The organism is Streptomyces sp. GESEQ-35, from assembly GCF_017948485.1.
Lineage (GTDB): Bacteria > Actinomycetota > Actinomycetes > Streptomycetales > Streptomycetaceae > Streptomyces.
The window spans coordinates 59,334-72,181 of the sequence record NZ_JAFFSX010000022.1 but is presented as its reverse complement, the minus strand read 5'-3'; the positions used below and the strand labels follow the sequence as shown (position 1 = coordinate 72,181).

Annotated in this window: 14 protein-coding genes and 1 tRNA gene; 9 read left to right on the top strand and 6 right to left on the bottom strand. The window is 67.0% G+C overall.

Translation table 11 applies throughout. The features are described from left to right. Positions 1-269: 269 nt before the first annotated feature. Complete coding sequence (locus KCH87_RS33720; protein ID WP_210591122.1) at positions 270-797, bottom strand: hypothetical protein; 528 nt, start codon at positions 795-797, stop codon at positions 270-272. Further along, positions 791-1,231, bottom strand: a complete 441-nt coding sequence (locus KCH87_RS33715; RefSeq protein ID WP_210591119.1) for an ATP-binding protein — start codon at positions 1,229-1,231, stop codon at positions 791-793. Before KCH87_RS33715 ends, KCH87_RS33720 begins: the two co-directional genes overlap by 7 nt. 136 nt (positions 1,232-1,367) lie before the next feature. Between KCH87_RS33715 and KCH87_RS33710 the strand changes: the two genes are divergently transcribed. Both KCH87_RS33710 and KCH87_RS33705 read left to right on the top strand, forming a co-directional pair. Next, entirely contained in the window at positions 1,368-2,591 is a 1,224-nt protein-coding gene (locus KCH87_RS33710) for a helix-turn-helix transcriptional regulator (protein WP_308298985.1), read from the top strand. A 22-nt stretch (positions 2,592-2,613) separates the two neighbouring features. Further along, positions 2,614-3,345 carry a 5-formyltetrahydrofolate cyclo-ligase gene (locus KCH87_RS33705; protein ID WP_210591113.1) on the top strand — a complete coding sequence of 244 codons (732 nt, stop codon included), beginning with the start codon at positions 2,614-2,616 and terminating at the stop codon, positions 3,343-3,345. 1,131 nt (positions 3,346-4,476) lie between these two features. Here KCH87_RS33705 and KCH87_RS33700 read toward each other — a convergent pair. Further along, positions 4,477-4,692, bottom strand: coding sequence for a hypothetical protein (locus KCH87_RS33700; protein WP_210591110.1), 216 nt, complete (start codon positions 4,690-4,692; stop codon positions 4,477-4,479). Between the two features lie 464 nt (positions 4,693-5,156). Here KCH87_RS33700 and KCH87_RS33695 point away from each other — a divergent pair, with 464 nt between their 5' ends. After that, complete coding sequence (locus tag KCH87_RS33695) at positions 5,157-5,648, top strand: hypothetical protein (RefSeq protein ID WP_210591107.1); 492 nt, start codon at positions 5,157-5,159, stop codon at positions 5,646-5,648. A gap of 89 nt (positions 5,649-5,737) precedes the next feature. Here the strand turns inward: KCH87_RS33695 and KCH87_RS33690 are convergent, their stop codons facing one another. Continuing rightward, entirely contained in the window at positions 5,738-6,232 is a 495-nt protein-coding gene (locus KCH87_RS33690) for a DUF3830 family protein (RefSeq protein ID WP_210591105.1), read from the bottom strand. 108 nt (positions 6,233-6,340) lie between these two features. Here KCH87_RS33690 and ehuB point away from each other — a divergent pair, with 108 nt between their 5' ends. From ehuB to KCH87_RS33660, 6 genes are all read left to right on the top strand, one after another. Then, positions 6,341-7,234 carry an ectoine/hydroxyectoine ABC transporter substrate-binding protein EhuB gene (gene ehuB / locus KCH87_RS33685; RefSeq protein WP_247197215.1) on the top strand — a complete coding sequence of 298 codons (894 nt, stop codon included), beginning with the start codon at positions 6,341-6,343 and terminating at the stop codon, positions 7,232-7,234. Continuing rightward, a complete protein-coding gene (gene ehuC, locus KCH87_RS33680; protein ID WP_210591099.1) occupies positions 7,231-7,956 on the top strand; it encodes an ectoine/hydroxyectoine ABC transporter permease subunit EhuC in 726 nt (241 codons plus the stop codon). Before ehuB ends, ehuC begins: the two co-directional genes overlap by 4 nt. Continuing rightward, positions 7,953-8,603 (top strand): ectoine/hydroxyectoine ABC transporter permease subunit EhuD, encoded by a 651-nt coding sequence (gene ehuD / locus KCH87_RS33675; protein ID WP_210591096.1) that lies wholly within the window; start codon positions 7,953-7,955, stop codon positions 8,601-8,603. The genes ehuC and ehuD overlap by 4 nt, the downstream gene beginning before the upstream one ends. Further along, positions 8,593-9,375, top strand: a complete 783-nt coding sequence (gene ehuA, locus KCH87_RS33670) for an ectoine/hydroxyectoine ABC transporter ATP-binding protein EhuA (RefSeq protein WP_210591093.1) — start codon at positions 8,593-8,595, stop codon at positions 9,373-9,375. Before ehuD ends, ehuA begins: the two co-directional genes overlap by 11 nt. Positions 9,376-9,581: 206 nt before the next feature. Next, complete coding sequence (locus KCH87_RS33665) at positions 9,582-10,349, top strand: IclR family transcriptional regulator (RefSeq protein WP_210591089.1); 768 nt, start codon at positions 9,582-9,584, stop codon at positions 10,347-10,349. An 84-nt stretch (positions 10,350-10,433) separates the two neighbouring features. Next, positions 10,434-10,507 (top strand) — tRNA-Lys (locus KCH87_RS33660). Positions 10,508-10,563: 56 nt separating this feature from the next. Here KCH87_RS33660 and KCH87_RS33655 read toward each other — a convergent pair. Together KCH87_RS33655 and KCH87_RS33650 are read right to left on the bottom strand one after the other, a co-directional pair. Beyond that, positions 10,564-12,234 (bottom strand): long-chain-fatty-acid--CoA ligase, encoded by a 1,671-nt coding sequence (locus KCH87_RS33655; protein ID WP_210591086.1) that lies wholly within the window; start codon positions 12,232-12,234, stop codon positions 10,564-10,566. Positions 12,235-12,274: 40 nt separating this feature from the next. Beyond that, a complete protein-coding gene (locus tag KCH87_RS33650) occupies positions 12,275-12,808 on the bottom strand; it encodes a DUF3592 domain-containing protein (protein ID WP_210591083.1) in 534 nt (177 codons plus the stop codon). Positions 12,809-12,848 lie beyond the last annotated feature (40 nt).

The window sequence follows — 12,848 nt, the reverse complement described above, 5'->3', positions numbered from 1 at the left end:
GACGAGGCGCTGGTGCTGGACGCGCTGTTCGTGAGCAGTCACGTACGGGCGAACAAGGGCAACGGCATGCCCGTCCAGGGGACGCAGTCGCTCCCGCACGTGCTTCGGCATGGGACGACGGGTGTACTTGGCCGGCGTCGGCAAGACGTTCTGCGTACTCGGAAGCGGGGCCGGAGTCAGGCCAGCCGTTATGCGACGGACGGTGGTGCGCCAGGTCCGGCAGAGCCCAGGCCCTAACCAAATGCCGAGGCACTCGATGAGGTCACGGATCACCTCGTCAGCCCTTGTCCTGCTGCCGCCCCGCCCGCCAGGCACTCGGCGTGCACGCGGCCGACCATGAGGTCGCCCTGGTGGAGGCAGCGGTCGATATAGCGGTCGCCTTCGTCCTCGGCGGCATGAACGTCGAGCGGTGCCAGGCCGACAACGAGGGCGACCTCGGGGCGGGTGAGGAGCAGCCGCCTCCAGTGCTCGTGCGTGGGAAGGGTGAGGCACTGGCCGATTCGTAGGAGTCGCAGGTGAGCGGAATCGTCGCGCACCGCAAGACATGTGCCCAGGTCGGCGAGGGATTGATCAGGTGTGCGGAGGCCGGCAGCGAGGGCGAAGGCCATCATGCGCCGGCGAATGTCCGCGGGGGTGGCGTCGCGCCAACGTGCAGGCAGATGCGCCAGGAGGGCGAAGGCAATCGAGTGACCGCCTGGGTCGGCACCGATCCACGTGCGGACGGTGAGAGGAGCGGTGACACTGTTCTTCGGCGCCGCCGGTACCCAGAGGCCACTCGGGGGTGCGGGCGTCAGCATGCGATCACCGTCATCGCGACTGGAGCATCGATCTTGAACTCGGCCCACACGACCTTGTGATCGGCGTACCGATCGACGCCCCATCCGTCAGCGCACGCGGATACCAGTAGGAGCCCGCGCCCCGTGTCGCTGTCGTCGTCCGGGTAGCGCTGTTCAGGCAGTGCCGGGCTGCTGTCGTGCACTTCGGCGCGTAACAGATGGTCGCTGATTCTGAGCCGCACGAGGATGCCAGTCGCCTCGGGTGCGCCATGAAGCACGGCGTTGGTGGCCAACTCCGATACGCAGAGCAGCACGTCGTCGACGCGGTCGCCGATCCCCCAGGTGTCGAGAATGTGCTCAGTGAACTTCCGCGCCACGTCTACGGATGCCGGATCATGGCTCAACGCCCGTGCGATTGACGGTTGTTGCCGGGGTTTCTGTGGGGGTGGCGCCATGACGCTCTCCGTCCCGGATGCGGTGGCATGTGGGTCGCTTGGCCCGTTCGGTGGAGCTCCACGGAACCGCTCCCTACGGCCGCGAACCAGAGCAGAATTGGCGCATGGATGAGGCATTCATGACGCATCACCGGGCATGACCTCGGGAGTTTCGACTTCGGAATCGCGAAGAACTACGCGGGAGATTCGCTCCATGGCTCTGAAACGGCACGGCTTGGTGCGCCACCGCCGCGCGGTGGGCCACACACAGGAAAGCCTCGCCGAGGCCCTGCGTGTGGAACGGTCTACCGTCGCGCGCTGGGAGTCGGGGAAAGTGGCACCCCAGCCGTGGATTCGGCCGCGGCTGGCGGAGGTTCTCCGGGTCAGCACAGAGGAGTTGACCGAGCTGCTTGTGGTCTCGTCCGCCGACGAGCAGCCAGTCGCAGAGCGCACCGAGTACGCCATGCGTTACCCGTCGCGTGTTGATCTCTCAACGGTTGCTGAACTGCGGGACCGCATGGCCTCCTTGGGCGAGCGCTACGACCGCCTGCCCTCCGCGACTTTGCTGGCGCGGGCCGGAGAACACGTGAGCAAGGTTGCCTTCCTCGCTGGAGAAGCTCCGTCAGGCCGCGTTCAGCGCGAGATGCGCATCCTCCAGGCGGACGCGGCGACCTTCATGGGGCAGCTCGTTTGGGACGCCTCCCAGCGGCGCGCCCACGAGACGGCCCGTTCGTACTACGCGCAGAGCGTCGACGTAGCTCGCCATCTGGGCGACCCAAACGCGGAAGGGCACGCCCTCTTACGGACCTGCTACGTGGCCCTCTACGGGGCCAGTGACTACCGGGAGGGTCTGAATCTGGCGCTCCAGGCAGTCCGTACAGCCCGATGCACCAGCCACGTACTCACGGGACTCGCCATGCTGCACACCGCGGAGGCGTACGCCTACCTGGGTGAAGGCAGCGACTGTGAGCGCGCCCTCGCGGGCGCCGAGAGGCACTTGGGGCAGGCCCACGGTGCGGACGCGGCCCACGATCTCTTCTCGCCTACGCACTTCGGCCGTCTGGCCGGTTCCTGCTACCTCTCGCTCGGCGACTACCGCAAGGCCGAACAGCTCCTGGCGCAGACCGCGGCAGAGCTGCACGACAGGCGCAAGTCCCGCGCGATCGTCCTCGGCAACCTCACTCTGGCTCGGCTCCGGGACGGGGACCTGGACGGAGCGCTCAGCGCGCTCAACGACGCTGTGAGCGAACTGCATGGCACACGCGGAGGTGGTGGGATGAACATCGTCTTCCGAGCCGCCCGGGAAATGCGCCCATGGCGCAACGAACCTGCGGTGCAGGACGCGCAGGACCGGCTGATGGCATTGATGGAAGCGATGTGACCACGGCAGGAAGGAGCCCGACGTGCGCACACATGCGGACGAGGCCAAGCAACGAGTACGCGAGCGCGTCTGGGATCTGCTTGACGCGGAAAACGCCGTCCTGAACGACACAGCACACGGCCGCATCCCGAACTTCAAAGGCTCCGACGCCGCTGCGGACCGGCTCGCCGACCTGAAGTCCTGGCGCGACGCGCGGGTCATCAAGGCCGTGCCGGACAAAGCGCAGCTGCCAGTGCGGGCTCGCGCGCTTGCCGAGCGGAAGACGGTGTTCATGGCCGTGCCGAAGCTCGCCGATCCGCGCCCCTTCTTTCTTCTCGATCCCGCGGTGCTCCCCGTCTCTCCGCAGGAGGCAGCTTCCAGCAAGATTGCGGCGACGGTGGCTCCGCGGGTTGACGTGGCTGACCTGCGGCCCGTCGACATGGTGGTCGTGGGCAGTGTGGCGGTAAACCGGGTCGGTGTACGCATCGGCAAGGGCGCCGGATATTCCGATCTTGAGTTCGCGTTCCTGATGGAAGCTGGTCTGATCAGCGACCGGACGGTGGTCGTATCCACAGTCCACTCCCTCCAGGTGCTGGAGGAGGACCTCCCGGCAACCGATCACGACTTCGGTGTGGACTTGATCGTCACTCCCGACGAGGTGATCTCCTGTGAGTCGCCTCACCGGCCGGCCGGGCTGGTGTGGGAGCACTTGGACGCGGAGAAGATCGCCGCCATTCCGGTACTCGCGGCCCGGGCTCCGGCGAACGGGCGCTGAAACGCGGGGAGCATGCAGAAGAGCGCTACTTGAAACAGCGTGATAATCCCTGTTTGAAGGGTGGTTGCTCGGCTACCCGCAGCATAGAAAGAATTCAATGACCGCCTTCCATGAATTGGACCCAAGGGATCGGCGTCGCGATCAGAAGCTGGCCACCATAGCGCTCACAGCTTCGGGGATACTGACGATCTCCGCATTCTCGGGCGATTCTCTCCAAGACTGGATCACGAGAGGCTTCATGGCGTTTATCTTCGCGCTACTTGGCGCCGAACTATTGATAAACCCTCCAGAGCGTGCACTAAAGGCAGTGACCAAATCGGCCTTAGCGGCCCCCACTGCGGGATGCGTGATCGCGCTTGCCCCTACCGCATCTTTCACTATCGTGGGAAGCTCTAGTGCGGACCCTGAATCGATCGGGATTACTCTCGCATTCACCATATCCGGATTGCGACTAGCCGCTGGCCCATTTGAGCCTTCCCGGGATCCACGCACCCAGGAAGGCATCGAGTACCGTATTACCAGCGCAACGACCGTTCATTCAATGGCTGCAGTGCTCGTCGCATTCGGATGCATCTTGGTCGTATGTGCACAGTCTTCACTCCCCGGTGCAGCTAGGCTCGCCATCAGCGTCACGTTATTTCTGGCAAGTGCATCGTTCGCACATAAGGTGAACCAACGGGTACGCAAAGTGTGCACAGTCGTATCGCGAGAAATAGCTGCCATTCGAGAAGCGTTTCAGGACCTCCCACGGGTCAGCCAAGACATCAGCTTCAAACAGGGGACACGAGAACACATCCGCGAACTCGACTTATGGCTCAGCACTCCGATCGAGACCGGATATCGATCAATCGGAAGGCCACTACTCTCCGAGAGAACCAGAGAACGATTCATTGCAGATCTACGTCGCGCGCTGGACCACCCGATATGGCCGGATCCGCTAGGGCCTTTGGGAGGGGACCTCAAAGAACTCGAAGCAGCCTGCAACAAGTGGCGCGATGGCACTGCCTGATGGACGGCGAAATCGTACCGCCGCCCGGGAAGAAGCGGTTTGAGGCAGGGCACCCACGGCGCCACACTCACCTCGTTCAATGACGCCGTAAACAAGCTGCACGGCAGGACGAGTTGGGACCGTCAGCCCTTTGCCGGGCGCGGCAACTTCGGCGGGCGCACGAGCCGTAGGCCAACCTCGATCAGCAGCCACCCGAGGCGGGCCCGGGCAGGCATGACGGTCGGGTCCGAATGATTGGAGCCGACGGTCCGGCGCAGCTGCCACGCGCAGGCCTGTGCATGCAGATCGGCGGCGCGGGCGGTGTGGATGTAGTGGTGGATGTCCGGGTGGTGGTTCATGACGCGGGCTCTTCCCGGCGGTTGCGGAACGCGATGCGCAACACGGTCACCGGCTCCGCCCCTTCAGGGCGCTGTGACGGATCGTCGGCCCGCCCGCCGTAGGAATCGAGCAGCAATGAGAACCGCTCTCTCAACTCGGCGAGTTCGGCCGCCGCCAGGTAGACGATGTCGTCGCTGAGCTGCTCCGCCTCGCGCCACTCGCGCGGAAGCGGTGAACGGGCCTTCGACCCGTATCAGCCCGACCAACTTCCTCCGGGTCGGGTGGGCGTAGGCACGCAGGGCACGAGGATCGTCGAAGTGGACGGAGCGCTTCGGCGTGCCGGGCGTGGACGTGGGCTCGGACATCCATCTAGAGCTAGCTTTCTAAAGGAACCTTTTCAAGTGGTGAGTGACCAGAGCGTGCGAACGCCTCAGAGTCCGCGGACTGGGTGTGGCCATACGTCTGCACGTGCTTCGCTGACAGCATGGACGTCGTTGCCGCAAGCCTCGTAGCCGTGCTCGGCACGCTGCTCGGAGCGACCTTGACCCATCTGTTTCAGCGGCGCACCGAGCTGCGGGCCGAGCAGTTCACGCGCAGCGAGCGGCTGCGGCAGGAGCGCATCGACGCGTATTGCGCGTACGGGGGTGCGCTGGCGAACTATCGGCGCGGTCAGATGGACTACTGGTTCGCCAAGCACGATGGCCGCGCCGTTGGCGAGGAGTCGATTCATGAACTGCGGCGGGAAGCCCAGAGGTTGAGGGCCGCGGCCATGGAGGCCATGTTCCGCGCCGAGTTGCTGACGGACTCCGTGGAGCTGGATGAGCTGGGGCGGAGGGCCCTCAAGGCGGTTGACCGAATTCCCGGTGCGCAGTTGCGGGACGAACTGGATCCTGTCCGCGAAGAGTCGCGGTCCTTGATCTATGAGTTCATTGCAGCGTCGCGGCGGCACATCCCGGGGCTGTACAGCGGCGAGTAGTCAGTACTCCAACCCGTGTGGCGACGAGGTGGATGGCGCCCTGATCGGTAGCAGTTTCAGGCCATGTCCGTCCAGGGCGCCATACACCCTCACGCCCTCCGGAAGCTGAGGCTCTCCCCCGCCGCCCCGGTCCGCCACAGGTCGTTGCAGGCCTCCGCCATCTCGGGGAGGCCCTCGACCACCGCGCCCCACACAATCCCCGGCACCCACCCCACGTCGCCGTTGAGCAACAGGTTGTTGCGCTCGTAGAACAGGGCCAGGTCGACGACGGTCGTGCCGGGGCGGACCTCCCGGTCGTAGCCGTAGGCCTTGGTGCCCAGCTCCGATCCCGCGAAGGCGAAATAGCACAGATCGCCGGGAATGGGGGTTACTGTCGGGTTTTCCAGGGGTGGTTCCGCTGTCGCGAATGGCGGAAAAAGGGCGTAGATCTCATTGCGTGCGTACTTCGCGTGGTAGACGTCGCCGGCGAGCGGCAGGGAATCCCAGACGGCCGCGCAGGTGATCGGCGCCCGGTCGTCGAGCAGCCGGGCCGTGCAGGTGATTCCGCGCTTGACCAGCGATACCTCGATATAACGATCAGCCATGCAGTCCATGGTGCCTCGCCGGTCAAGAGGGCCTGGCCAGGACCGGGGCCGAAATCGGCCCGCATAAGTCACATGAGGTCGGGTAGTTGCGCCGCCATGGCTCCATCTATGGAACATGGCTCATATACGTCCGGGCCCACGCGCCGGTCGCTGCTCGCGGGGGTGGCGGCGCTCGGCGCGCTGGGTGCCGCGGGCTGCTCGCGCGTCGCCACGGCATCGACCACGGAGGGCGGTGATCTGCTCGACCGGCTCAAGGCCCAGGGTGTCGTACGGCTGGGGATCGCGGGTGAGATTCCGTTCGGATACATCAACACAGATGGCGAGCTCACCGGGGAAGCACCTGAGCTGGCGAGGGCGATCTTCAAGCGGCTCGGGGTGGACAGCGTGCAGCCCGTGCCGACGGAGTTCGGATCGCTGATACCCGGCCTGAACTCGCAGCAGTTCGACGTGGTCGCGGCCGGGATGTACGTCAACGCCGAGCGCTGCGCCGAGGTCATCTTCGCCGATCCGGACTACCAGATGCTCGACGCCTTCATCGTGCGCAAGGGAAATCCGAAAGGGCTGCACAACTACAAGGACGTCGTCGAGAAGAAGGCGAAGTTCGCCACCGGAACCGGTTACGCGGAGATCGAGTACGCCGTCCAGGCGGGGTACAAGGAGAGCGACATCCTGATCGTCCCCGACCAGGTCGCCGGGCTGAACGCCGTGGAGGCGGGGCGCGTCGACGTCTTCGCCGGGACCGCGCTCACCACCCGTGAGGTGGTGAAGAAGTCCGGCAAGGCCGAGTCGACCGAGCCCTTCAAACCCATCCTCGACGGCAAACCGCATGTCGACGGAGGCGCCTTCGCGTTCCGCCCGACGGAGACGAAACTGCGGGACGCCTTCAACGTGGAACTGCGGAAGCTGAAGAAGAGCGGGGAGCTGTTCCGCATCCTCCAGCCCTTCGGCTTCACCAAGGCCGAGATGACCGATCTCACCGCGAAGGAGCTGTGCGGCGGATGACCTCGGGACTGTGGGAACTCGTACTCAAAGGCATCTGGATCACGATCCAGCTGCTGTTCTTCAGCACGCTGCTCGCGGGCGCCGTCTCCTTCGTGGTCGGCATCGCCCGCACCCACCGGCTGTGGATCGTCCGCTTCCTCGCGGGCTTCTACACCGAGGTGTTCCGCGGGACGTCCGCGCTGGTCATGATCTTCTGGGTGTTCTTCGTGCTGCCGCCCGCCTTCGGCTGGCAGCTGGTGCCGATGTGGGCGGGCACGCTCGCCCTCGGGCTGACCTACGGGGCGTACGGCTCCGAGATCGTGCGCGGCGCGCTGACCGCCGTCGACCCGGCGCAGAAGGAGGGCGGGATCGCGCTCAGCTTCACGCCCTGGCAGCGGATGCGGCTGATCCTGTTGCCGCAGGCGGTTCCGGAGATGATCCCGCCGTTCTCCAACCTGCTGATCGAGCTGCTCAAGGGCACCGCGCTGGTGTCGATCATGGGCATGGGCGATCTGGCGTTCAGCGGCAACCTGGTGCGGCTGGCACTTCAGGAGAGCGCGGAGATCTACACGTACATCCTGCTGATCTACTTCGTGATCGCCTTCCTGCTCACGCGGGTCATGCGGGGTCTTGAGAAGAAGTTGAAGGCCGGGGTCGGCAAGGCGCCGAAGCGCGGCATTTCCGCGCAGGAACTGAAGCGCGCCGATACCACCGGCGTCGGAGCCGGAGGTGGTGTCGGATGAACTGGGACTGGGACGCCGTAGGCGACTTCATGCCGCATTTCTGGGACGGCCTGCTGGTCACCCTCCAGGCGCTGGTGCTGGGCTCGCTGATCTCCTTCGCGCTGGGCCTGGTGTGGGCGCTGCTGATGCGGGTGCCGACGCGCTGGGTGACCTGGCCGGTCGGGGTGGTCACGGAGTTCGTGCGCAACACCCCGCTGCTGGTGCAGCTGTTCTTCCTCTTCTACGTCCTGCCCGAGTGGGACATCACCTTCTCCGCGCTGGCCACCGGCGTCTTCGCCATCGGCCTGCACTACTCGACGTACACGATGCAGGTCTACCGGGCCGGTATCGAGGCGGTGCCCGTCGGCCAGTGGGAGGCGGCGACCGCGCTGAACCTGCCGCTCAAGCGGACGTGGACCGTGGTGATCCTGCCGCAGGCGATCCGCCGGGTCGTGCCTGCGCTCGGCAACTACGTGATCGCGATGCTCAAGGACACGCCGCTGCTGATGGCCATCACCGTGCTGGACATGATGGGCGAGGCACGGCTGTTCTCCCAGCAGACCTTCCGGTTCACCGAGCCGCTGACCGTGATCGGCGTGGCCTTCATCCTCATCTCCTACCTCGCCTCCGTCCTGATGCGCACCCTGGAGCGACGCCTTGTCCGTTGACACAGAAAAGAACCCGACCGACGCGCCGGCCCCCTCGACCGAACTGATCCGCCTGGAGAACGTGACCAAGCGGTTCGGCGAGAACACGGTCCTCGACCACCTCGACTTCTCCGTGAGCGCGGGCAAGCACGTCACCCTCATCGGCCCGTCCGGCTCCGGCAAGACCACGATCCTGCGGCTGCTGATGACGCTGACCAAGCCCGACGAGGGCACCATCACGGTGGACGGTGAGCAGTTGTTCCCCGCGCCGGAGAAGCAGGTCCGCGAGGTCCGCAAGAAGATCGGGATGGTCTTCCAGCAGTTCAACCTGTTCCCGAACATGACGGCCCTCAGGAACATCACCGAGGCCCCGGTCACCGTGCTCGGCATGTCCAAGGACGAGGCCGAGGAGCGGGCGCGCGGGCTGCTGGACCTGGTGGGCCTGGCCGACAAGTGCGACGCCCGGCCGACCCAGCTGTCGGGCGGCCAGCAGCAGCGGGTCGCCATCGCGCGGGCGCTGGCGATGCGGCCGCAGGTGCTGCTGCTCGACGAGGTGACCTCCGCGCTCGACCCCGAGCTGGTCGCCGGTGTGCTCGATGTCCTCCGGGACATCGCCCGTACCACCGACATCACCATGCTCTGTGTGACCCACGAGATGAATTTCGCCCGGGACATCTCGGACCAGGTCCTGATGTTCGATTCCGGCCGGGTCATCGAGGCCGGCCCGCCGGAGAAGATCTTCAGCGATCCCGAGCAGGACCGAACGCGGGAGTTCCTCAGCGCGGTGTTGTGAATACAGGAGGTGAACGCGGGCAAGCGCCGGGACCTACCTCTCGGCGCTTGCCTTTGGCATATGCCAGCGTGTCAGTCCCCCTGCTGAGGGGGCCGGAATCTCGTCAACAACCGCTCACTACAAGCCTCTTGCCGGTTATCGTGGAGGGGATCCGCTGACTGGATTGCGGCCCAAGAGCGAGCAAGAGCGAGCGCAGGGGGATCACCGTGGCGCTGAAGCACGAGCCGACCGAGCCGACCGCGCCGAACCACTCGGCCCAGGACGCCCTGCGCGTGCTGGAGACGGTGGCGCGGCAATCCGCCGGGGTCACCGAAGCCGAGCTCGTCCGGCACACCGGCCTCGACCCCGAGCGGCTGACCGCACTGCTGCGGATGCTGCGCCGCGAGGGATACGTCGAGCAGATCGCCGACGGCGCCTATGTCACCGGCGAGGCCCTCGCCCGCCTCACCTCCGCGCACGGCCGTGACCAGGCCCTGCGCGAGAAGCTCCAGGGCACCCTCGACCGGCTGCGCGACTCGGTGGGCGCCGCCGTCTACATCAGCCGGTACGTCGACGGCGAGATCAGGGTCACCCAGTACGCCGACGGCCCCACCACCCCCGCGGTCAACGAATGGGTCGACTTCCGCTTCTCCGCCCACGCCACCGCGATCGGCAAGAGCCTGCTCGGCCAGCTCGACCACAACGGCCGCCGGGACCATCTCTCCCGGCACAAGATGCCCCGCCTCACCTCGCGCACCATCACCAGCGACCGGCTGCTGCTCTCCCGGCTCGAGGCCCAGCCGCCCACCGTGCCCCACCTCGACCTCCAGGAGTACGCGGTCGGCACGGTCTGCGCGGCCGTCCCGATCACGGCCGGCGCCGCGGTGGGCTGCCTCGCCCTCTCACTCCCCGTCGAGCACGCCCACCGGCTCAAGCAGGCGGCTGACGCGCTGAACCGCAACGCCGCCCCGGTGCTGCTCTCCCTGGCCATCTGACGTTGGTCAGGAGCACCCCTGAGGACCGGGTAATATTTTTCCGTCGCCGCCGCGAGGCACAAAAACGCGGTCGGCGAGGGTCATGCGCCGCTAGCTCAGTTGGTTAGAGCAGCTGACTCTTAATCAGCGGGTCCGGGGTTCGAGTCCCTGGCGGCGCACGATGTCGATGGCGAGGCATGTTCGCGGAAAGCGCGAACCAGCCTCGCCATCACTGTTACTGCGCGGCTGCGCCGCGCGCGGTGGGGGCTTCGCCACCCACACCCCCACAAGCCGGGCCTCTCGTGGGAGCGAGAGGCCCTTCTACGTCTGCCTGGGTCAGCCTCCGGTACGCGTACTCCCCCGTCGGCCGCCACCACACGGGATCGGCGCACCGGAACCCTTCCTTCCGTAGCTTCGCCCGATGGATCTTGTTCGTCGCCGTCACCGGCATCCGCTCCACGACCCGTACGAATCCGGGCGCCATCTTCGTCCCCAGATCCGGCTGGGCGACCAGGAACTCCGCGAAGTCGAGCGGGTCGAAGTCCCCGGAGATCGCCGCCATCACCTGGTCACCCGTCACCGGGTCCGGCACCGCGTACACGGCGACGGCATCCGCCCCCTCGTACCGGGCGAGGATGTTCTCGATCACCGCGGCGGCGAGGTTCTCGCTGTCGACGCGCAGCCGGTCGTCCATCCGCCCGGCGAAGTACAGGAACCCGTCGGCGTCCCGGTAGAAGAGGTCGCCGGTCCGGTACGCGCCGTCCCGCAGCCGCGCCGCGTCCGCCTCCGGGTTGCGCCAGTAGCCCTCGAAGGGGTTCGGCCCCCGGTTCACCAGCTCGCCGATCGACTGCTCCCCGTTGAGCAGCCGCCCGGCGCCGTCGAACTCGGCCGCGGGGCACTCCTTGCCGCCGTCCGGTTCAAGGATCGCGAGCCCCGGTGTCGCCGGCCCGACCGCCCCCGCCGGAGTCCCCGGCGTCCACTGCACCGCCGCCCCGCCCTCCGAGGACCCGTACCCCTCCACCAGCCGCACCCCGTAACGCCGTTCGAAGGCCGCCGCGTCCACCGCCCCCGCCTCCGTGCCGAACCCGAGCCGCAGCGGATTGTCCCGGTCGTCGGGCCGCTCCTCGGTGGCGAGAATGTACTGCACGGCCCGCCCCACATACGTGAAGTACGTCGCCCCGTACCGCCGTACGTCCGCCAGGAACCCCGACGCCGAGAACCGCCGCCGCAGCGCCACCCCCGCCCCGGCCGCCAGCGCGGGCGCCCAGTCGGCGATCACCGCGTTGCCGTGGAACATCGGCATGCAGATGTAGTGCACGTCGTCCGGGCGCACGCCGAAGTGACTCACAAGGGAGTGTCCGGCGGCGGCCAGGCGGCCCTGGGAGCAGATGGCGGCCTTGGGGGCGCCGGTCGAGCCGGAGGTGAAGCACAGCAGGAGACGGTCGTCCGGGGTGGCCCTGGACGCGTCCGGGTGGGCGTCGGCGTAGGGCGCGAGCAGGTCGTCGTACTCCTGCGAGTCGGTCAGCAGCACGCGTACGCCGGGTAGTTCGAGGCCGGCCAGGAGCGGGAGGCGGGTGCTGTCGGTGAGGAGGATCCGGCAGTCGGTGTGCAGGATGTCGCGGGCGAGTTCGGGGCCGCGACGGGTGGGGTTGATCCCGGCGACGGCCGCGCCGGCGAGGGCGGCGGCTGCCAACCACAGCGGGTATTCAGGGGTGTTGTCGAGCAGCACCCCGATATGCGGCTCCGCGCCCGCCGGCAGCAGATCGGCCAGCAGCGCCGCACGGGCCGCCGCCCCGGCCGCCGTCTCGTGGTGGGTGAGTGTCCGTTCCTCGAACCACAGCCCCGGCCGGTGGTCGCCCCACCGCCCGGCTACGAGTTCCGCGACCGTACGCGCCCTGGACTCCATGGGCGCGCACGGTAGTTGATGGGCCATCAGATGTGGAGGGTCAGGGTGAAGGGGTCAGCGTGACACCGTCGACGACGACGGTGTCGGTGGTGTCGTCGACGTCCTCGCCGAACCCGAACCCGAACCCGAAGCCGTCGGACATCTGGTTGTAGGTGACCATGAAGCCGACGCAGAACACCACGGCGACTCCGAGGAACGCCAGGATCCCGAAGGTGGCCGCCGCATGCTTGGCCCGGCGGGGCGCATGGGCCGTGGCGGCGACCTCTTGGCCGTCGGTGTAGTAGACGGTGACGAAGTCGCCTTCGAGGATGGTCCCCGGACCGTTCTCCTCCTCGAAGCGGACGGGCCGGCCGTCATGGGTGGTGAACTCGTAGACGTGGTGCATTGTCGTCCGCACGGACGTGTCGTTGCCGCCGCCGTGCACCGTCGTGTACGACCGCAGACACCGCCCCTCCGCCGTCAGTCCGCTGCTCCAGGCACTGCGGATCTGCCACCAGCGGTACAGCACGCGGTAGGCCAGGAAGAGGACGACGGCCATGATCAGGCTGGGTACGGCGTAGAAGATCACGTCCATGGCACTTCCCCCGAGGTCGAGTAGAGCTCCCCTACGCCGT